This window comes from Bacillus sp. FSL H8-0534 (genome assembly GCF_038005885.1).
Lineage (GTDB): Bacteria > Bacillota > Bacilli > Bacillales > Bacillaceae_G > Bacillus_A > Bacillus_A pseudomycoides.
The window spans coordinates 61,530-83,365 of sequence record NZ_JBBOUC010000002.1 but is presented as its reverse complement, the minus strand read 5'-3'; the positions used below and the strand labels follow the sequence as shown (position 1 = coordinate 83,365).

Below are 21,836 nucleotides of genomic sequence, written 5' to 3'. Positions count from 1 at the left end.
GCTCATCGAGCTAAAGAAAAATTGTATCTATAAAACGAAAAAAACGCCATCCTTACTATTTGGAGTGAACCCTGAGAATGAGACGATAAAAAACACCTCTCTAAATCGTAAGTATCAGTTATGATTTTAATGGAGGTGTTTTTCGTATGGGGAAAAAGACGCATTATCCCGCCGAAATAAAGTGGAAAGTAGTTGAAATGAAACACCAAGGATTCAAAAATAAAGAAATTATGGATGCCTTAGGAATTAAACATGTGGCTCAAATTAAAACTTGGATGAAATGGTATCGTGAAGGCGAAACCTATCGGTTTGAACAATCTATTGGAAGACAATCTGTACATGGAAAAGGCTTAAAAAAGTTAACAGAACTTGAACAAAAAGAATTAGAAATACGTTATTTAAAGGCAAAGATTATATTGCTGGAAAAGTGCCAAGAAATTTTAAGGAGGTGGGAGGAAAAGAAGAAATAATGAAAATGATAAAGGAATGGCAATCAATTTTTACAATTGCAGAACTGTGTTCCATATTTGATATTTCACGTGCTACTTATTATCGTTGGAAAAAGCAGGAGAAAACAGTAACTAATCATGAAGAAAAAACCGTAATAGAAATATGTCAACATCATAAATATCGGTATGGATATCGTCGGGTTACAGCTTGTCTACGTAATCAATTTAACATCGTAATCAATCATAAAAAAGTATTACGTATTATCTCGGGTTAGAAAAAAGAAAAAGATATTTGTACTCGGTCATGAACCAGTGGTAGCTAAAAATAGAATACAACGAAGATTTAAAGCTACCAAGCCTAATGAAAAATGGTTCACGGATATCACGTATTTGATGTTCGGCAATAAGACTCTTTATTTTTCATCTATTATAGATGGGTTTAACAATGAAATTATAAGTTATAAAATAGGTGAGACACAGGATGTTTCTCTTGTATTAGATACTCTAAAAGAAGCTTTAAGAAAGCGAAATGTGATTGATACGATTTTACATTCGGATCAAGGAAAAGTGTATACATCAAAACAATTTCAAACATATGCCAAAGAAAAAGGCATTATCACAAGCATGTCTCGTACAGGAAACTGCCATGATAATGCCCTCATAGAATCCTTTCATTCTCACTTGAAATCCGAAGGATTCTATGCGCAAAATATAAAACAATCGAATAATGCTAGTATAATACAAACTGTGGATGAATACATCCACTACTATAATAATGAACGGATTCAGAGAAAATTAGATAACATGTCACCTATAGCTTATAGGAAACATGTTGTCTAGGTGTTTTTTCTTTGTCTCACCAAATGGGGTCAGACCACCTATGATTCTACAGAAAGAATAGCGTATTTTTTCATTTTAAAGAAATTTAGTTTTGTTAGCTTGATAGCGATGGGGTATCGCCCCATGCCCATCAACTTAAAATTTTATAATGCCCCCAGAATAAAATTTTTGTAGCTTTTATAACAACGAAGTTTATTTTTATTGTTTTTGGGAACAATTAATTTCTTAAATTGATGAGCATGAGGATTTCCCACTTTAACTGAAAATCACTCAGATTTTTTGAGTTTAATTTCTTTAAAACATGAAATTAAACAGCTAATAGAGAGTAACAGAAATGTACAAGAAATGAGCCAGATTTTATAATCTATGATACTAATAATGAATGCAAATATTGAGGCTATAAACATTACGAAATTGAAGGAAAAATAAAACCATTTACTAGCTTTTTTATAATTTTTCATTAAAAAGGCTCCATTTATCAATATTTTATACATATTATACCATTAGAAGTTGATATTTAATAAGAGAAAGTTATATGTGAAAAAATTACTAAACCCTTGTGAAAGCAATATTTTTTGGGTTATACGATGGTACCATACATCACCATCAAGTTAAGATAAATTTGTATCCATATAGCGAAAAAATCGCTATTCTTTTTGTAGAAATATGCAGAAAGGATGGCATTTTTTATGAATCTTTCGATTCAAGATGAACACCAATTATTTGCTGAGGAATTATATCAATATTTTACTCCTTCATTTTTAGAAGAGCTTGCTAGAGAGTTAGATTTTGTTCAACGAAAGCGTAAGTTTTCAGGACATGACTTAGCCACTATCTGTGTTTGGATGAGTCAACGGATAGCGAGTGATTCTTTAGTTAGACTGTGTAGTCAACTACATGCAGCTACAGGAACTCTTATTAGTCCAGAAGGACTAAATAAACGGTTCAATAAAAAAGCTGTTTGTTTTTTAAAACATGTTTTCTCTGCATTATTAAAAAATAAAGTTTATGAAACTTCAGTGATTCCAAGTTCTTCACTAACCCATTTTCAACGAATTCGTATTTTAGATGCAACGATTTTCAAGTACCAAAACACTTAGCTAGTGTGTATCCCGGTTCGGGTGGTTGTGCACAAACAGCAGGTATAAAGATTCAATTAGAATATGATTTACATAGTGGGCAGTTTTTAAATTTTCAAGTTGAACCAGGGAAGAATAATGATAAAACCTTTGGAACAGAATGTTTAGCGACATTACGGCCTGGCGACCTCTGTATTCGAGATTTGGGTTATTATTCACTGGACGATTTAGATCAAATGGACCAACGTGGGGTATATTATATATCGCGGCTGAAATTAAATAATATGGTGTATATCAAAAATGAGTTTCCTGAATACTTTCGAAATGGGACAGTAAAAAAACAGTCTCAGTACATCAAAGTTGATTTAGAACACATTATGAATATCTTAAAACCAGGACAGGTCCATGAAATAACAGATGCTTATATTGGAAAGGATAAAAAACTATTTACACGCGTTATTATATATCGATTAACTGAAAAACAACTTCGAGAACCTAAGAAAAAACAAGTGTATACCGAAAGTAAAAAGGGCATTACATACTCAGAGAAAAGCAAACGATTAGCTGGTATGAACATTTATGTTATCAATACACCTTTGGAATGGGTTCCGATGGAACAAATACATGATTTTTATTCCCTCCGCTGGCAGATTGAAATTATCTTTAAAACTTGGAAATCCTTATTTCAAATTCATGATTGGCACAATGTCAAACGAGAGCGATTAGAATGCCACATTTATGGAAAACTCATCGCTATTTTTCTATGTTCTTCTACTATGTTTAAGATGCGACAATTAATTTTACAAAAGAAGAAAAGAGAATTAAGCGAATATAAGGCCATTGGAATGATTCAAGACCATCTATACATTCTTTATCAAACTATACAGCAAAACACCCGAGAAATAACAAAGATTTTAATCCGCCTGTTCCATCTTCTACAGAAGAATGGACGAAAATCTCACAGATATGAGAAGAAGACTGTCTTTGATATTATGGGTGTTGTCTATGAGTATAATGGATTGAGAAAACAAAAGAAAATTGCATAATTAAAAAAGTGAAACCCGTTAGGGTTTATTTGGTATGCGCATTTTTAAGAATATACATCTATTTTAAGAATGTTTTAACCCGGCTGAACGAAAGTTCAGTTTGTTTACACTCTTAAGTTGATGGGCATGTATGGTGAGGCCTTATTGTTTAAATCGATATTTAGGAGCGTTTCAAATAAATAAATATAGAAGATAATGATAGGAACTTAAATTGTTCTCTTTTACGGCTTCAACCACTTTATACATGATGGCACTTCCTCTAACACCTCTCGGTGTATTTGAAAATAACCATTTTTTTCTCCCGCTCACAAATAGTTTAATAGAACATTCACTTTTATTGTTATCGATTTCTAAACGATCGTCTAATAAAAAAGTTTCAACAGAATAAAAACATGATTCTTCCCCCAAAAAAACTAGCGACTATAAATTACTAGTTCAGATTATCTTGAAGTTGTTTTTCTTTCTTCTTTTTAAATGCCAAAACATAAAATAATATGGGGATTAAAAAATCTGCCAATAACTCTCCCATTCCATAAGGATCAACCTTAATATCTCCTCCTGCTAGATGCATAATAGATGATATTGTAAACAAAATTGCTACAACTAATGCCCATTTACGTTGAATTAATTTATTATTCATTTTTCTTCACTTGCTTTCATAAAATATTTTTTTCATACAATACCCATTATGGTAGTAATGCCTATATTAATTAGGGTTTATTTCGTATGCGAATTTTTAAATAATCTACACTGATCCCCTATAAAAAGCAAAAAAACTCCCCTGAAAATTTCCTAATGCAGTCTTAACTTGATAGTGATGTGGTTGTCCCCCCAAGTATATTGTATTTCAATCCAATTACTATTTTACCATATTTAACTATATTGTTGTTAAGAAAGGTGAATTATTCGTACCACCAACATTTTAACGAAAATATACGCTAAGACAGTTTTAGGAAGCGGAAACTGAATTTTTTATACGCTAAAGATATGCAGGATTTCATGCAGGTTGCGAGGACGATTTGAACTGCCAAATGCTGTTGTGACAGGAATGTATGAAATACTGCATATAGAGAAGGGAACGGAAAGCTGGAAAACTTTTGGTATGAATGGTTTTCTGGGATTTGGTTACTGCTGATAATATTGCGTTATGTTAATCGAACATGTATAGGACATACAGGGAAAATCTGTATCTAACCTACAACTTCATTGGTATAATATGTATACATAAGATTATGAAATGGAGATGGAAAAGATGGTAAAGATACATCCTTTTACTATTGTTACTCTGTTTATCAGTATGTTGACCATGGTGTTATATGCAATCGAGAACTTCTCACAGGGCAACATGGGGACGGGTACTACGTTTATCGGACTGAGTATCATGTTCTTGTCTATGGGGACTTATAGCATTATACGAAATTGTAGATTAGCAAAACAATAAAATACAATACCATCTCCAAAATGAAGAGAGATTTGCTGTTTATTTTGAAAGGAGTGTAAACCTTTGAACAAATATCAAAAAATTTCCCTCATGGTCATGATAGGACTTCCTGTTTTTTTTCTCATTCTGTCAGTAATTACAAACAAATGGGGATTCTTTTTTTGGAGTTTACCACCGAGCTTTATATCTGGAATGACAGGCTATTCTGTAGCAAAAAACTCCTCTAAAGGTATGAATAAAAATATATAGTAAAGGCTGTATTTTTAGGTAAAACAACTTCCGCTTTTTGGGCGTTATGTCTACTTGATATGTATGGAATATACAGAAAGGGATTCCTCTTTTTTAACAAGAATATAGTATATAGACTTAATCATCAGGGGGAGAAATATGAAAGATTTTGAAGTTAGACAGATACAACAAGATCTGTTTTATAATGATCTCACTCATTTAGTACAAGAGAGCAAGAAAGATGGCTTTCGTTTTCTTGAAAGGCTAGTTAATGATTATAAGGCTGGTATCAACACTTTTGATAAGCACGGAGAATCCTTATACGGTGTATTTAACAAGAAAAATGTGTTAGTTGGTATTGGAGGGCTTAATATAGATCCATCCTCAAAAAGACAAGAGATTGGCCGGTTGAGAAGATTCTATATTGCTAAAGATAATCGGAGAAATGGGCTAGGAAAGTTCCTGTTAAATACCATCATTTGTGATGCGAGAAAGCATTATAAAGTCTTGGTACTTTACACGGACACAGAACAGGCTGACAAATTTTACATCTCCACAGGATTCTTAAAAGGGGATATCTATCTCCACACTACGCATTATCTAAATTTGTAAAAAGAGATTCATTGACTTCCGAGTTCGATAATTATGTAAATACGGTGTGGCTTTAAAACAAAGTTTGATAATTTATAAAAAAGTTTGATCGTTTATAATAAAGTTTGATCAAAAATCCTGTGTTGATGTGCTGGATTTTTTCTTGTTCCGCAATCGGACCAGATTGTTGAAGATCAACTTGAGGATGATGAAAATATTTATTTGAATGTGAAGTATTACACTTAAACTAATGGTGCAGATTAATTGAAGAAGAATGGATTCCAGAAGATCGTCATTAGAGTCGATCTTTTTTCTTTGTCACTGTTTCAGATAAAAGAGTTACTATTTGAAACACGTTGGAACCCCATTTATAGTGATAATATTTTATGAATTGGAAAACAATAGTGCTTAGGAAAGGGAGGATTGCGAATGTCTGTAAAAAAGCGGTTAACTGGATTGGTCGTTTTGCTTACGATGATTGTGGTTGTGACAACTCCAGGATCACTCAGTGTATTTGCCGAATCCGGCGTCGTAACACAGCCTATTGAGTCAGTGAAAGTGATTGAGGTCGGGTTGAACGATGATTACTTTAATCCGAAAGTAATCACTATCCCGATTGGAAGAACGACAACGTTGATATTGAAAAACCAAGGTAAGAAAGAGCACACCTTCACAGTGGAAAAGCTCAGAATTGACGCCGAAGTCCAGCCGGGAAAAGAAAAAAACATTACCGTGAAACCTAAAAAGCCCGGTACATATGAATTGATATGTCGGTACCATTTCCAGAAAGGAATGGATGGAAAAGTAATAGTCAAATAACAAGCAGGGCCAATCGGGCCTTGTTTTTTTAATAAGCAACGGTAACTTACTTATTATTACCCAGACATCATTATAACCGCTAACTCCCCTCCACAAACAGATGTTCTTACAAAAAGGTAAACGCTCACTTTTTGTAAAGTAAAGAGGTAGGTTTGTTCAATAAAACATAGTAATTAAGATCTTCCACAATCGGGCGCGATTGTGGAGCAATACAGGTAGAAAATGATCAAACTTTTTTATAAAAGAATAATTCAATTGAATATATTAAGAGCGTGTTTTGATCAATCTTTTTTCAACACACGCTCTTTTCTATGATCGTTTATCAAGGTTATTAGTATCAATTTGATCAAACTTTATTTTAAAGCAACAACGGCTTTACTTTTTAGTCGGATAAGCGAGGGGCATCACTGCCCCTAACTCTCCTAAGAACCGTACGTGACAGCTTTCCCGTCATACGGCTCAAGCCTTCTTTTTATCCAAACAACTTCTTACTTGATGCAAGGTACATGTACTAGCTTTGTAACCTTATTTGAGTGTATTGGTAAATCACGTATAATAACCTTTTCTCCATTTTGTAGTGGTTGTCTGCATAACGCACAACGATACCCTTGTTTTTTCGCCAGTTTAATTCTATCTAAGGTATTTGTTCCATCAAAGACCTTACGGTCTCGCTTTTCCCAGTATTCTTTAAGAGTAGGGTCATCGGGACTGTTCTTATATAAGACCATCACATGCCGTTTAATTTTAAACCAAGGCATTTGTAAGAGCTGGATATTTGTTAGAGGACAGGTCGGAGTCCAAGATTCCTTGCCTCCGTGATGAGGCTTTTTGAAGTAAGTCTTCTTTATCCATTTCCATGATTTCTTAGGGTGCAATCGGATAAGATGTTTACATATTTTCTCGAAAATATAATGACCGATTTTATCATATGTCTTTTGAGATACGACATGTCTCCAATATTGTCCATACCCTCTAATAATTGGGTTTAACACTTTAATGAGTTCCCCAATAGGCTGTCCTCTCATGATGCGGAACGTATTCCTTATCTTTTCCTTTGCCTTCTTAACGCTATCTTTGCTGGGTTTAATCAGTAATTTATTCCCTTTCCACGTTTTGTACTGACGTACGGAAAAACCTAGGAAATCAAATCCCTCTTCAATGTGAGTCACCTTTGTTTTTTCAATACTCAGCTCAAGTCCTCTTTTATTCAAGTACGGTTGTATCTTTTCATATATGGATTGAGCCTGTTGTTTCGTTTCTGTTAAGACAACGAAATCATCCGCGTATCGAACAATCGCTATTTTGCATTTAGGATGAATTGCGTAGCTTTCATTGGATTTATATGTCTTTCGATATATAACGCCAAGTTCCTCCTCCATTCCGTGTAATGCAATGTTAGCTAGAAGCGGGGATATAATTCCTCCTTGCGGAGTTCCTTCCTTTGTTTCAGAGAAAGAATGTTGATCTATATATCCAGCCTCCAACCATCGCTGAATCAGTGTTTTTCCTGGAAAACTGTAAGTTTGTTTTCGTATCCAATGATGACTTAGATGGTCAAAGCATCCTTTAAAATCACCTTCAAATATCCACTTTTTCTTACTGTTTGTGTTAATCTTATTAAAGATATTACTAATGGCATCGTGTGTACTCCGCTTCGGTCGGAACCCGTATGAGGCGGGGTCAAATCGTGCTTCCCATTGCGGTTCTAGCGCCGTTTTCACCATATTTTGATAGACTCTGTCTTTGATAGTTGGAATACCGAGAGGTCTCAGTTTTCCGTTTTTTTTAGCGATATAGGTTCGTTTCGCTGGCTTGGGAAGATGTTGAAATATACTGAGCCTCTTTAGCTGTCGGTATAATTCGTTTCTTTTTCCAGAATGAAGTGCTGTATAACCGTCTACTCCAGAGGTACGCTTTCCGTTATTCTGTTGTGTTACTTTTCTAATGGACAACAGTAAGTTAGCTTCACTCCGTAGGAGTAATCGTTGAAGTTTCCTGACTCTTCTAAGTTTCTTTTGTTGTTCGGCACGATAAATTCTTTGTCGTAGCTTCATCACATACTTTTGGACTGTATGCCAATCTACTGAATTCCAATTTGTATATGAAGCGTGCGCCGACGCTCGTTCTGAGGTGTTCATAACTGCACGCTCCTTTTCATCAAAAGTTAACCACAAATGTATTTATGTGTTGAAGACCTATGGGAAGTGGGCCCTCTTTCAAGTCTGTCATAATGTGTTCAAAAGGACGACAGTATCCGTTCAGTTATACATTTTTGCTTTCCTGTTACCTTTCGGTATAACGGCATTTGCTTTCTCCCATATCCCATACCCTCTGTTACATCGTTTGACCTTTCGATCTCTCTACTGTTTATACAGATAACATAGGGCTTACCAAGTTCCACATTCCACAGATGCGATAGGGTTAGGCAGGTTCTTTACTCCGAGCAAGATGCGGGACGCAGCACAGTAGTATTATGACCCTACTTTTCCTCTTGCCAATACCCAAGCAAAGCCATGCATTATCTTGAGCTAACGTTTACGAAGCTTACAAACCTTCACTCTCGTTTACCATACCTATCTTCTCCTAGCAGTGTTCCGGACCATGCATTTGTCCTCTGTTTCCGCATTTCCTCATGCAACCTACATTCCCGTTACCAGAAATACAGTTTCGGATGGAGACCTTCTTTGCGTCTAGAGGGGTAGCGTAAGCTACACTGTGGGAATGCAACTTCTTGTCGCACCATAATTATCGTTCTCGGAAGTTATCTATAAAGAATCAACATAATTTTTAGCTTCAAATAATGATAATCCCAAAACCTATCGGGCTTTTTTAATAGCTTCAATCTTTTCTCCATCTCTAACTAATTGACGAAGTTCTTTGTTAATTTTAAACTCTTTTAGAAAAAATGAACATGTTTTATAATATAATAAAGAAATATAGGATGAAATTGAGGAGGTAAGTATATGGATGTTTTACATATTGTTGAAAGAATTAATGAACTTTTTAATGTAACAAATAAGAAAATCTATTCTAGTGAATCTGGGATTACATACCATGCAGATAAAAAAGTTAAAAAATTAGGATACTGTGTTAACCTAACGCTTGAAACTATTGAGGAAGCAAGAATTCATGGAGTTGATATGATGGTGACACACCACGATGCATGGGATGAAATATATGGATTAAAAGAGGCATGCATAGAAAAACTAGCAGAGTATGGTATAAGTCACTACTATAATCACTTGCCACTTGATGACTGTAACTTTGGAACAAATGATAGTTTATTAAAAAAATTGAATTTAGAAAATGTTAAAAGAACCCACGAATGGGAAGGGTTATATTTTGGTAGAATCGCAGAATATGATAAAGAAATTGAATTTAATGAATTGGTGGAAAATATCGAAAATATACTTGAAGAACCAGTTAAATTTTGGCGGTTTAATGACAAAAAGGTGAAGCGAGTGGGCTTAGTCTGTGGTAATGGAGGGTCAACAACTTGCCTTAAGGAAGCAGTTGAAAATAAGTGTGACGTATACATTACAGGTGAATGTAATTTGTATACGATTCAATATGCTCAGTTTAAAGGGATAAATCTTATCATTGGGAGTCATACTTTCACAGAATTCTTTGGAATTCAAAGTTTAGCATTGAAATTGAATGAGAATAAAAAAGAACTTGAAGTAGTGAGACTTAATGAAGAGCATTATGAAGCAAATATAAAATAAGACATAGATAACGCTTTTATATGCTGTTGTTATGAGATTTAATTAAACTTTTTTGTAAATAATACATATAGATATGCTATAAGAGAATCCATTTTTATATGAAGGATAATTAAAAAGTTTATTTGTATACCTTATACATGAAAGGTTAACATAACGTCTCATTATCAGTAGCGAGGACAAAGAGGATCCCTACTCTCACAAGGGATCCTCCTTTTTTTGTTCTATGGATCTATGCATTTTTTTATACATTCCTATCCTCGCGTGGTTTTAGGATTCTCGTTTGTTACTGGATTAGCCGAAAAACTGTATAAAACCTTGCATGCTCTTAGCGTCGTTTTTTCCGAAATGCTGACGATATCCCTTTATGTAATTATACATATTAACGAAAAATACACTAAATGAATATTAAATATAGTAAAATATAAATTTTGACACGTTCTATAAATCAGATTCTTTTGAAAGGCGTAACATATCAATCATTATAGGGGATGTGGCGTTACTCCGATACTGATCTCAAATCTCTTGTATTTTGTGAACTAACAATCTGGTGTATATAGACGACTCTGTTTTATAGGCTGTGTTTACATCTATAACAAAGGGATAATACGGATAGATTCGTATTAAATGAAAATGGTTCAAGTCAGAGGAAGGCACCTTAGGGTGTCTTTTCTTTATGACTTTACACAAAAGGGGGAGCGGGCGTAATCTCACCAAAATGGTGTGGTAAACCCAATTAGGTAGGTTATTTTTGTATCAATCGTATTTTTCGGTGCTTCTTGTTTTTTGACATATCATTTTGCTTCTTTGATAAAAAATTTTTCCATATTTACACTTTAAAGGGAAAATAGTATTATTAAATTGTTAAAAACTGTAATTAAAGGAGTCGTTAAATTGAAGAAAAGAATTCTTATTCCGGTAATGAGTATAGGTTTTCTAGTCTTTGGTACATTTTATAGTCCTGCTCAGAATACAGTTTCCGCTCAAATTAACAATGAAAAATCATCCGTAAATGAAAGTGAATTTTGGCTTTATGATGGGGATGCCATAAGATACTACCCTTATTTTAATACTTTTATTGGGATTGCTGATGTAAGTTCAGCTAATGAACAAGAACCAAGCCGAGTAGTATTTGAGTTTTATAATTTAATAGGTGATTTATCATATGTAACAAGTGCAACTATCCCTAATCATAAGCATTCATCTTTCCAACCATTTTCAGCCCCTATAAATTCTCTAGAAGAAGCTACCTATTCTATAAAGGTCAAAGTGATAAACGCAAAGGTAGATCCAAATAAAGTTAAATTTGCTCATATAGAATAATACGTGTGTGTATATGTACACAGTAGGAGCCTCACCATATCGAAAAATAAAATTGTATGCTAAGGACTGAAAATCCTTACTATGACAGTGTTCAAAATGAATATACCTTTTTAAACGCTGTTCACTTTTTAGGACGGTTCATATTTAAAAAGTAAAACTAAGCTTACATCTTTTTATAATTTGTAAAATCCACCGTTAAATATCCAAATAAAAACCCAGTGATATCATGCACACGTACTGATATCACTGGATTTTATGAGTTTAACATTTTATATCTTTTGTAAAGCTCATTTCTTATTTACATTTAATCCTCATTATAAAATAAATTGGATCTCAACACTTAAAATTTCAGAAAATCCAATGAAATAATGATACTTTTGTTATCGAATCCAGAGCTGTACTATTTTATAAATAGAAAACAGGAACCCGTTATGGATTCCTGCTTTCTGCTTTACAACCCTTTTTTGATTAGTGGGGATAAAAGATTGATTTATACTATACTCATTATACATCTAAATATTCTGAATTACAATTAAATACCAGGGGATTTTTTCTAGATTATTAGTGATACATCCTAAAAAGCGTTAGTACATCTAATAAAAAACCAAGAAACTTTATGTAAACAAAGTTTCTTGGTAGGTTTAATACTGTATGTTTTTCGTTTTTCCTTACAAAGATTTCTCTTGCATTTTTTTAGATTGCATGGAACTTAGGAATAAAAATACTTACTATTAAATATTTAAAAAAGCTTGTTTTATCCAACTGCATTCATGAGTACAATTCTCCAACCATCCGGATCTTCTATCGTCGTTCCCTTCTCTATCCAATACGGATTTTCCGGTTCAACTTCATGATAGCCCATTTTATTTAATCGATTCGTTATTTTTTCAATTTCATCTTTATTAGGCATATAAAAAACTAGTAAATTATCTTTTGTCGGCGCAGGACATGGACTTCCATTAACGTGCCTTGTGAACTCTAAATGATACTCTTCATCAGGTAATCCAAACATAACCCCGTCGTATCCTTCATGATTTTGAAACTCCCCTATACGGTTTAAACCCAATCCTGTTTCATAAAAACCTATAACTTCTTCAAATTTATCTGTTGGTCTTGCAAATCTAAACTGAACCCAATTCTTCATGCAATTCCCTCCTTTTAAATTTTAAAAGCCTTACAATAGCTATTATATATTAGAGATATCTGGATTAAAATCCATCATTCAGGGGAGAGCTATCTAAGATGAAAGACGTATAAATTAATAAACAGTAGGACTTTGGTATGAATTTCATGCCTATCAAGCTAAGACTTTGAAGGGTTCTGGTGCAAAAACCATTTGATAGAGATATAGAACCTACATGGGGTCACTATACATGCCCATCAACTTAAGAAAACAAGTCCACCCCAAAACGAAAAAAGTGAACTCAATTATCATGAATAAATGTGGCGTGAGAAATGTTGTTATGGGCATATTTCGAAATCTTAGAGAGAATAAAAAAAGATATTGTTATATTCTTAAATCTGTAATATAATGAATTTATAGAATTCGTAATATTCAGAAATTTCAAGAGGAGGAAATAATATGACAATCGCAATGGCAGTTTTATCATTCTTAGGTGGAGTAATCCCATTAGTAGCAACACTTCTAAAAGCATTCATGTAAGTTTATTACCTTACTATACAAAATAAGAGGAGGAAATAATATGGCAATCGCAATGGCAGTTTTATCATTCTTAGGTGGAGTAATTCCATTAGTAGCAACACTTCTAAAAGCATTCATGTAATAGAATTCTCTGCACTTATTTATAAAAATTATCATACAAATGATCTGTATATCAAAACCGAATTGATGTGCAGATCATTTGTGTGAGCAAACTTTAAACAAGAAAAAGAATCCCAGAAATCATAAGGGATTCTTTTTCTTTATGTAATTACGGCATTAACATGTTTGCTACCGAGAAGTGGTTTTATGTGAACCTTGCATGTATGGAATATACATCCAATTTTTATGACAAATCGTTTCTTCCGAATGGCACAATCAAGGAAGAGGAGGGGTATTATGAAGAAACATCGTTTTAGAAATCTATTTTTCTGCTTTACAGCTCTTTTAGTGTTATCTGCTTGTCAAAAGTACAACGGTAAGTTAGAACAATGGGGTAGCACTGTTGACACTGTCGATACAGCTAAACTAAAAAGAAATAACATTCCGTATGAAATAAAAGATGGTAAGGTATATATTCCCGAAGATGCCTTTAGCGATGCTACACTGTGTTGTACATAAGCAGTGATGTAAGCCCGTTTCTAAAGGGCGGGGTTTGTTTTACATGGGGTAAGCACCACATGTAAAACAACCTAACAGAGCAGGTTAAACCCAAAACGAAAAAAATGAACTTTGTTGCTATAAAAGGCACAAAATTTTCGTTTTGGGGGTACTTCAAAATCTTAGCTTGATGGGCATAGATCCTAGCTATTATTTGCTGAAGAATTACATAAACATCTTACTTCTTCATTTTTAGAAAAGCTTGTTAGAACAATGTATTACAGCTGGCTATATTTTATGGTTTGATGCATATGTGAATCACCAACAACAAATACATTTACACATGGCAAAAGTTATTTATGTCATAAAGTAAAACGAAAACGACTATTGGGTTCAAGGATCATCCTGAAATTAAATACTATAATTTGAGTTTGATAAATGTATTTTAGAAATTTCAAAGCCTTTAAAATCAATGAAAGACTTTTGTAACATTTATGAAAGTAGTTTGAAAGATTTTTATAATAAGATGAACATATCAAAGGTAATTTAATTTTATTTCACAGTAAAATTATAAGCAATGTACAGTATAATTTCATTTTTATAATTTTATAGAAACACTGAAAGAATAGGAGATATATCATGAATCGTATGAAAAAAATAATTCCCGCAGCATTTGTATTAAGTACAGCTTTATTTGTAGCACCAGGATTTTCTTCAGCGGATACTACTACGAATGTAGGAAATCTTCCAATTGTAGTAGATTCACAAGGATCAAAAGCACCTATGACAGCAGCTCAGGTTGTTAAAAATGGTACGCAACTTCCTTACATTCCTACAGGTCCTTATGAAGAATTTCCTAGTGAATGGCATGTGTCTACAGAAGATGGAAAATTAATTGATTATGTATATGTAGATGTTGTTGCTAAGAGTAATGGAGCAAGAGTTTATGGATTAAAAATAGATGCTAATTCTAAACATAAGATTTTAAAAGCTGATGGTACTTGGCTTAACGTTGGAGAAGAATATGAAAAAACAGGTAACAAAGGAGACGTATTATATACAATAGCAATTCCTAAAACTGATCCAATTTTAGAAGATACTAAATTGAAAAAAGAAGTAAATTGGAAATTAATTGATTCAAATATAGTAGATAAAAATTCAGGTTATCATTGGAGCAAAGCGGTTACAAGTGGTATTTCGCATAATGTAACTGTAGGGTTATCTTATACAATTGGGATGGAAGTAGGTCTTGAGGGGATTGCAACAGTAAATCAATCATTAACTGCAAGTTTTGGTTATGGTATTACTTTAAATTCAGAAAATACAGTTACAAAAACATTTGACTTTAATCCAAAGACTGATTATGCATATGATCAATATAGAACTGCATTATATCAACAGGTAGCTACATATTCAGTTATTCCAGGGGAAAAATTAAAAAAATGGACGTCTGACCAAAATGGTATTTGGGATAATGTTTTCGGTCAACTTGGTGATCAATTTAAGGGTCTTACAAGTCCGACAGAATATAAAGTGAAAAACTCCGTTGACTATCCAGTAGATGTTTTAGTTGCACTTACTTCAAAATAATAAAAAAGCTAGCATTTTGCTAGCTTTTTTATTATCTCATCCATATAGGATCACCATACATGCCCATCAATTCAAGAGATTTTAATACTCTCAAATACAAAAAAACGTTATCCTTTCTAAACAAGCTAAATTAGAAAGGATGACGTTTTCTTATGAATCTCTCGATTCAAGATGAACTACTACCATTTGCAGAAGAATTACAACGATATGTTACACCTGTATTTTTAGAAGAACTTGCTTATTTTCAATGGGAAAAAGCTACATCTGTCTGCCATAAAGGACCTTTATAATAATGAAATTGTGGCTTATCATATTAGCCATCGTCATGATATACAGTTAGTTATTGATACGTTAAACAAGGAAAAAAACAACGAAACGTGCAAGGGATTCTTTTGCATAGTGATCAGGGTTCCCAGTATACTTCACGCCAATATAATGATTTCCTAAAAAAACATATGATGAAAGCTAGTATGTCCAGAAAGGCGAATTGTTGGGACAATGCTTGTATGGAGAATTTCTTCAGTCATTTCAAAGCGGAGTGTTTTAATCTGAGTTCATTTCGTTCAGTAGAAGAAATTAAATTTGCCGTACATAAATATATTCATTTTTATAACTATCATCGTTTTCAGAAGAAATTAAAAAACCTAAGTCCATACGAATATCGAACTCATGTTCACGAATAATAAAGTTGTTAAAAAATAATAAAGTCATTTCAAAAATAAAATAGATGATTTGAAAAATGGTATTAATTAGAACTTATACTTTTTATCCTGTATGATGAGAATGGGGATATTCCGGTATTTTTATAGTTAAGAAGAAAGTTATTCTAAAAGGGGTAGGTCAGATGTCGGAGAAAGAAGTCGTTCACATTCGAGTAGTTGATAAAGACGGAAACGTACATTATAAGTTTGATGTAACAGAAGAAGACTTAGAAGAAATAAAAGAAAACAATCCTAACATTCGTTTGGTTAAGGATAATGTATATGAGATAGAGGAAGACGAAGAAGGACTAGAAGAACTAAAAGAAGAAATAGAAGAAATAAAAGAAATCTTACAAGAGTTAAAAGAAGACGAAGTGAAGAAGAAGGAAAACAAGAAATGGAGTAAGAAAAAGAAAGTAACCGTCTTTGGTGTACTTTTTATCTTGTTCGTTGTATTTCCTATTATCGAGGGGTATCAGAATAGTAAACTGATAGATGATGGTAAACCGATGGAAGCAGAAATCATAGGTAAACATGTTGAAAAAGAGAAAATCATCTTCACACATCCAACATTAGAATTATTTGTAGATGGTAAATACGATAAGGTATGGGTAAAGAGTGAAACGTATGATAGTGCGGATTTTGGTAATAAAGTTCGTGTTGTCAAGAGTAAAGACGGTACAATCACATTAGACCCTCGATATCAATATGAGGAACTAATCGTAAAGTAGCAATCAAGAAGGGTTATGTTTTTAATATTCGCTTCTCAAATTAAACAACATTATTATTTGCAAAAATCGAAACCATTAAAACAAAAAACAAATTTTAAATAACTTTAATAACCTCCCATCATATTGTTGATGTGAGGTTATTGCCTTTCTGAAGATAAAATTAAAGAGCTTTATTATCTCTATACAACTGGATTTTTGTCTCGTAATGGTCTTAAATTATTGAAATTTGTTTTTTGGTTTAAGTCCCACACATAATCACCTGTCAACGTAATATGTTCCCATCCAAGTGGAGATATATGGGGTACGGAAACGATTCGGGGTATGAGGGGCCACTCTGGGATTTAATTAGGGGTACAGCCGAGATACGTGTAATTTTGAGTTATAGGCTGACTTCTATTTCCAAACGCAACCTATTGAACTTATAACTAGGTTTCGTTACGTCTGTTTATAATAAAGAGCTTGTCATTGTCTATTATGGGTTAACCCTAATCATCCATTAGTTAGTTACTGAAAACACTTTGTTTCAATTGTATGATTAGGGTGTATGATAATAAGTTAAAAAATAAAAGATTAGACATACGAAGGATTTTTATAAAAATAATAGTGTGGATTTTAAAAAAACTTGGCGGGAGAAACAATATATAAATGATTAAGGGGAGGAAGAATTATGTCCAATAACGTAAGACAAAGAAGAATAATTTTAGATTTAGCAGTTACTTTAGATGGTTTTATTGAAGGGAAAAATGGGGAAGTTGATTGGTGTATCATGGACTCTGAGATGGGGTTTATTGATTTCTTAAATCAAATTGATACTATTTTATATGGAAGAAAAAGCTACGATTTATGGGGACAATTTACTCCAGGAATTGAAGGTACCAAAGCTGAAAAAGAAGTTTGGGAATTAGTTCACAGTAAAGAAAAATATGTGTTTTCTAGAACACAAAAAGGGAGTGATAATAAAGCAATATTCATAAATGATAATATTCTTGAAGAAGTAAATAAATTAAAGAAAAAGTCTGGTAAAGACATATGGCTATATGGCGGAGCAAGTCTAATTACAACATTTATCAATTTAGGGCTTGTGGATGAATTTAGATTATCTGTTCACCCTGTTATTTTGGGAGAAGGAAAACCGTTGTTTATTGATATAAAGCAGAGGTTGAATTTAAAAATGGTTAATACAAGAACGTTCTCCTCTGGCGTTGTGCAACTAATCTATCATTTGAATGAGAATTAATAATATTGCACATTCCAAAGATAAAATACAATAAATATCATTAAGAAATACTCGATAGTAATTGTCATTTCTTCAACAATAAGGCGCGATTCTTGAATAACATAGGTAGAAAATAATTAAACTTTTTTATAAAAACCCAAACATAAATCTGCTAAGGAAGAATCCTCTTTAATCAAACTTTATTTCAAAGCTACAATAGATAAATATAATGGTCCAACAAGTCCGCATTAACCATTTCATTGTATTAGATTGGTCTGAGAAAAAAGTCAGAGTTATTATACCAGCAGCAACAACCATCAAAATTATCTTCAATATAGGATCAGATTTCTTTTTTAACATGTTTTATCACTCTATTTAAAAATCTCCTTATATAAATTACATTATAATATTTTCCAAATCAAAGAAAATACTTTGCAAAAACGTAATGCCATGATCCGATTTTATTTCAATATCGGTCCCAAAAAATAATAAAAAAGTCTTGTTGGGGTAGTACCCATGCCCATCAACTTAAGAAAACAAATCCACCCCAAAACGAAAAAAGTGAACTTAATTATCATGAATAAATGTGGCGTAAAAAATTTTGTTATGGGCATATTTCGAAATCTTAGAGAGAATAAAAAAAGATATTGTTATATTCTTAAGTCTGTAATATAATGAATTTATATAATTCCTAATATTCAGAAATTAAAAGAGGAGGAAATAACATGGCAATCGCAATGGCAGTTTTAAAATTTTTAGGTGGAGTACTTCCATTCGTACAAGAGCTTTTAAAAGCATTTATGTAAGTTTATTATTCCGCAATTATTTATAAAAATTATCATACAAATGATCTGTATATCAAAGAAGAATTGATGTGCAGATCATTTGTGTGAGCAGTCTTAGAAATTAGAAAAAGAATCCCAAAAGAAATAAGGGATTCTTTTTTTGATTAATATATTTGTTTTATCCAAATATAAAAATAAATTTTTGTTGCTATATAATTATATATATATATAATTATATAGAGATATTTATTATTATAATAATTAGGAGAGAAAGAAATGAAAAAATTAATTATTTCGGGTGTATGTGCAGCGGTACTTGGTTCGACTTTTTTTGCGCAGAATTCTTTTGCTGAAACAACAAGTAATAACTCAAATCAGAATATAAAAGAAGCGAGCGCTCAAACAAGTAGTTTTATAGATGTACCTCAATCGCATTGGGCGTATAAAGAGATTCAGTACATGGCTGATCATAATATAATGCTAGGATTTGGTAATGGTTATTTTGGTGCCAAAGATAAAGTGAAACGTGAAGAATTAGCAGTATTTTTATATAGAATGATTAAGGTTCCTGACGGTCCTTATAAGAATCTTAAACCTTTCAATGACATAGATGGTTCAAATTTTGAAAAGGAAATTGTGGCAGTATACAATAATGGCATTTTTCCTTATCTGAAGGATGAAAAATTTGATCCTAAGCGCGATATAAAACGAGCAGAAATTGCAGTTTCGTTTAGAACTGCCTTTGGATTAACTAGGAAATTTGATCATCAATTTAATGATACGCAAGGTCACTGGGCAAGTGAAGAGATTAAAATTTTATATAGTAATGGTATAACTAGTGGTATAGGTGATAACAAATTTGATCCAGAGGGTTTCGTAACACGTGAACAGTTGGCTGTATTCTTATATAAAGCTATCTCAGCATCATCAAAGCCGCTCCAAATAAACTAACTATTTAAAACTGGCTCATACGAGTTGGTTTTTTCTTTGCAGGAATTTGTTTTTAAATCTGATTGTATATCAAATTTTTCCTTATGTTGATCATATGTGATTAGATATAGAAATTATCTAGTACATTATCTTTTTCTTCTTTATTGATTCCAATATATTTAAGAGTAATTTGTGGTGTACTGTGATTTAGTATGTCTTGCAACATTGCTACATCTTTTGTTTGTTTATAGAACCAATAACCGAAGGTTTTGCGCATGGTGTGGGTCCCAATGGATTCTACACCGGCAAAGTCTCCGGCTTTTTGCAATTGTCGATAGGCTTGGATTTTACTAATGGGTTGATTTCCTTTACGTGAAGGGAATAACCAGGTATTTTCTACTGTTTGGGCGTATTGATATATTTCGTCAAAAATAGAAGTAAGATTAATAATCCGTTCTTTCTTCGTTTTTCCCTCTTTTACTTTTAATTCTTTTCTACGTTTTCGTTTTAATTTTAAAATCATATGAGTCTCTAATTGAAGTAGATCACTTACTCGTAGACCTGTATTGATCCCAATCGTGAATAAGATGTAGTCTCTTTCTGAACAGTGACGTTTAAGAGCCCATTTCATATCTTCAATCTGATCTTTACTTCGGATGGGTTGGACATCAATGAGATGTGTTTTTTTGTTCATTTGTTTCTGTACCTCTTTATTTATATCGTTTTGAATGTATACTTTTCTTGCTAATTTTGAGGATATCAGGGGAATTGGGGTGAAGTCAATATTTTAGGGGAAATGAATGTAAACAAATATTCAAAAGTTTATTTTCAGTTTTGTAAAAAAACAAAAAAGAACTTGTAGAAGGACTACAAGTTCTTTTTTTAGATAGTACTAATGTTAATGGTCAAACAATTTAAACAAATACATTAGGATTTTATATATTTGTTGGTTGGTATAACTAATAGAAAAGAATAACTAAAATAAATAATAATATTTTACTAAGACCAAATCCATTGATCATCATTAGTTTGATTTGGAGTTTTCGATTCTTGAATTTTTTCAATGTTGTTTTCTATGCTCCAATTTATAGAACTTCCACCCCATTGTGCAAATTCCATATTATTTACTTTAACTTTGTCACCGACATTAAGTTTTTGTCCTTGTGTTAAGTAAACTTCTAGAATTTCATCTCCACCGTTGATTTTAGGATATTTAACAAGTACATAATCTATAGGTACGTCTACGTATTCATCAATTTTTCCTTTTTCACTAATTTCTCCTACTACATAATCAGGTCGACCATTTTCTTTTAAATGCATTCCTGGTGTTAATGATTTATTTTCAATAGAATTTGCAATCATATATTCAGTAAAATTACGCATCATTGTACCAGTAACTTTTACTTGATCTCCTATTTTTACATTTGGTATAGAATCAAAATTGATACTGATAGGATCTGTATATTGTTTTGATTCTACAAATATAACATTATTACTAATCTCAACTACACGACCTTCAATTGTTGATATATTTGATTCAATAGAAGCTGCACTAGCTTTTGTTACTTCTAATCCTGGTAAATTTGTTCCTGCAAGTGCTGCGGCTCCTAATGCACCAGCTAAAATGATTTTTTTCATACCCATTTTATAACATCTCCATTCATGTTGTAATTTTAATATTAACCTTACTGTAACTATTATAGTTACAGTAATAATGATTATCAACTATAAATTGTATGCAATATTACATATTAAAAAAGTAGAACATTGAAATTTAGTGTTTTAAAAATGAAAGCAAATTAATATTCAAAAGTTTACTTTCATTTTTATTGTTTTTATAACTAATTTTCTCAATATAGATATCATATTTATTTATGGTTTTAATATTAAAAATTTCCAGAATTTATAATATAATAGAAATGTGATGGTTATCACCCTATTGTTTTCTCCTTATGCTAAAGATAAGATCGAGTCCTTGATCTTATCTTTTTTGCTGTGAAGAAAATAAATTATAAATGTACGTTTTAAGAACATAGTTTTTGAGATGAGTATTGGGGAAGTTTTTTTACAAAAAACAGGCGAAAG

At 32.4% G+C, this 21,836-nt stretch carries 17 protein-coding genes and 3 pseudogenes; 14 read left to right on the top strand and 6 right to left on the bottom strand.

What is annotated here, in order from left to right; all coding sequences use genetic code 11:
- Positions 1-146: 146 nt before the first annotated feature.
- Positions 147-1,289 (top strand): annotated as a pseudogene (locus MHH71_RS27400) (IS3 family transposase).
- Positions 1,290-1,978: 689 nt separating this feature from the next.
- Positions 1,979-3,414, top strand: a pseudogene (locus MHH71_RS27395) (IS4 family transposase).
- Positions 3,415-3,591: 177 nt separating this feature from the next.
- On the opposite strand, the pseudogene MHH71_RS27390 reads toward MHH71_RS27395, so the two are convergent.
- Positions 3,592-3,795, bottom strand: a pseudogene (locus tag MHH71_RS27390) (IS66 family transposase); the annotation flags it as partial.
- 49 nt (positions 3,796-3,844) lie between these two features.
- Positions 3,845-4,054 (bottom strand): hypothetical protein, encoded by a 210-nt coding sequence (locus MHH71_RS27385; protein ID WP_006097076.1) that lies wholly within the window; start codon positions 4,052-4,054, stop codon positions 3,845-3,847.
- Between the two features lie 864 nt (positions 4,055-4,918).
- Between MHH71_RS27385 and MHH71_RS27380 the strand changes: the two genes are divergently transcribed.
- The 3 genes from MHH71_RS27380 (at position 4,919) to MHH71_RS27370 (ending at position 6,493) form a co-directional block, all read left to right on the top strand.
- Positions 4,919-5,104: a hypothetical protein gene (locus MHH71_RS27380; RefSeq protein ID WP_033799382.1), complete on the top strand. Its 186-nt coding sequence runs from the start codon at positions 4,919-4,921 to the stop codon at positions 5,102-5,104.
- Positions 5,105-5,242: 138 nt separating this feature from the next.
- Complete coding sequence (locus tag MHH71_RS27375; RefSeq protein ID WP_006097079.1) at positions 5,243-5,695, top strand: GNAT family N-acetyltransferase; 453 nt, start codon at positions 5,243-5,245, stop codon at positions 5,693-5,695.
- A 408-nt stretch (positions 5,696-6,103) separates the two neighbouring features.
- Positions 6,104-6,493, top strand: coding sequence for a cupredoxin domain-containing protein (locus tag MHH71_RS27370; protein WP_033799383.1), 390 nt, complete (start codon positions 6,104-6,106; stop codon positions 6,491-6,493).
- 488 nt (positions 6,494-6,981) lie between these two features.
- Here the strand turns inward: MHH71_RS27370 and ltrA are convergent, their stop codons facing one another.
- Positions 6,982-8,631 carry a group II intron reverse transcriptase/maturase gene (gene ltrA / locus MHH71_RS27365; RefSeq protein WP_006096946.1) on the bottom strand — a complete coding sequence of 550 codons (1,650 nt, stop codon included), beginning with the start codon at positions 8,629-8,631 and terminating at the stop codon, positions 6,982-6,984.
- 825 nt (positions 8,632-9,456) lie between these two features.
- Between ltrA and MHH71_RS27360 the strand changes: the two genes are divergently transcribed.
- The gene (locus MHH71_RS27360) at positions 9,457-10,218 is read left to right on the top strand and encodes a Nif3-like dinuclear metal center hexameric protein (RefSeq protein WP_006096998.1); all 762 of its coding nucleotides are present in this window, start codon (positions 9,457-9,459) and stop codon (positions 10,216-10,218) included.
- 891 nt (positions 10,219-11,109) lie between these two features.
- The gene (locus MHH71_RS27355) at positions 11,110-11,538 is read left to right on the top strand and encodes a hypothetical protein (RefSeq protein WP_033799353.1); all 429 of its coding nucleotides are present in this window, start codon (positions 11,110-11,112) and stop codon (positions 11,536-11,538) included.
- Positions 11,539-12,292: 754 nt separating this feature from the next.
- Here MHH71_RS27355 and MHH71_RS27350 read toward each other — a convergent pair.
- Positions 12,293-12,682, bottom strand: coding sequence for a VOC family protein (locus MHH71_RS27350; protein WP_006097000.1), 390 nt, complete (start codon positions 12,680-12,682; stop codon positions 12,293-12,295).
- A gap of 915 nt (positions 12,683-13,597) precedes the next feature.
- Here MHH71_RS27350 and MHH71_RS27345 point away from each other — a divergent pair.
- The 7 genes from MHH71_RS27345 to MHH71_RS27320 all read left to right on the top strand — a co-directional run bounded on the left by MHH71_RS27345 (position 13,598) and on the right by MHH71_RS27320 (position 19,772).
- A complete protein-coding gene (locus tag MHH71_RS27345) occupies positions 13,598-13,819 on the top strand; it encodes a hypothetical protein (RefSeq protein ID WP_016115623.1) in 222 nt (73 codons plus the stop codon).
- A gap of 618 nt (positions 13,820-14,437) precedes the next feature.
- Positions 14,438-15,388 (top strand): hypothetical protein, encoded by a 951-nt coding sequence (locus tag MHH71_RS27340; RefSeq protein WP_006096849.1) that lies wholly within the window; start codon positions 14,438-14,440, stop codon positions 15,386-15,388.
- 152 nt (positions 15,389-15,540) lie between these two features.
- Positions 15,541-15,678, top strand: a complete 138-nt coding sequence (locus MHH71_RS27335; protein WP_006096850.1) for a hypothetical protein — start codon at positions 15,541-15,543, stop codon at positions 15,676-15,678.
- Positions 15,679-15,765: 87 nt separating this feature from the next.
- Entirely contained in the window at positions 15,766-16,071 is a 306-nt protein-coding gene (locus tag MHH71_RS30725) for an IS3 family transposase (protein ID WP_078212156.1), read from the top strand.
- A 161-nt stretch (positions 16,072-16,232) separates the two neighbouring features.
- Positions 16,233-16,820 carry a hypothetical protein gene (locus MHH71_RS27330; RefSeq protein ID WP_006096852.1) on the top strand — a complete coding sequence of 196 codons (588 nt, stop codon included), beginning with the start codon at positions 16,233-16,235 and terminating at the stop codon, positions 16,818-16,820.
- Between the two features lie 667 nt (positions 16,821-17,487).
- Positions 17,488-18,057 carry a dihydrofolate reductase family protein gene (locus tag MHH71_RS27325; protein WP_327844058.1) on the top strand — a complete coding sequence of 190 codons (570 nt, stop codon included), beginning with the start codon at positions 17,488-17,490 and terminating at the stop codon, positions 18,055-18,057.
- Positions 18,058-19,097: 1,040 nt separating this feature from the next.
- Positions 19,098-19,772, top strand: coding sequence for an S-layer homology domain-containing protein (locus tag MHH71_RS27320; RefSeq protein WP_006097151.1), 675 nt, complete (start codon positions 19,098-19,100; stop codon positions 19,770-19,772).
- A 100-nt stretch (positions 19,773-19,872) separates the two neighbouring features.
- Here the strand turns inward: MHH71_RS27320 and MHH71_RS27315 are convergent, their stop codons facing one another.
- Positions 19,873-20,445 carry a tyrosine-type recombinase/integrase gene (locus MHH71_RS27315; protein ID WP_340725660.1) on the bottom strand — a complete coding sequence of 191 codons (573 nt, stop codon included), beginning with the start codon at positions 20,443-20,445 and terminating at the stop codon, positions 19,873-19,875.
- A 305-nt stretch (positions 20,446-20,750) separates the two neighbouring features.
- Positions 20,751-21,395: a hypothetical protein gene (locus MHH71_RS27310; RefSeq protein ID WP_006097153.1), complete on the bottom strand. Its 645-nt coding sequence runs from the start codon at positions 21,393-21,395 to the stop codon at positions 20,751-20,753.
- Positions 21,396-21,836 lie beyond the last annotated feature (441 nt).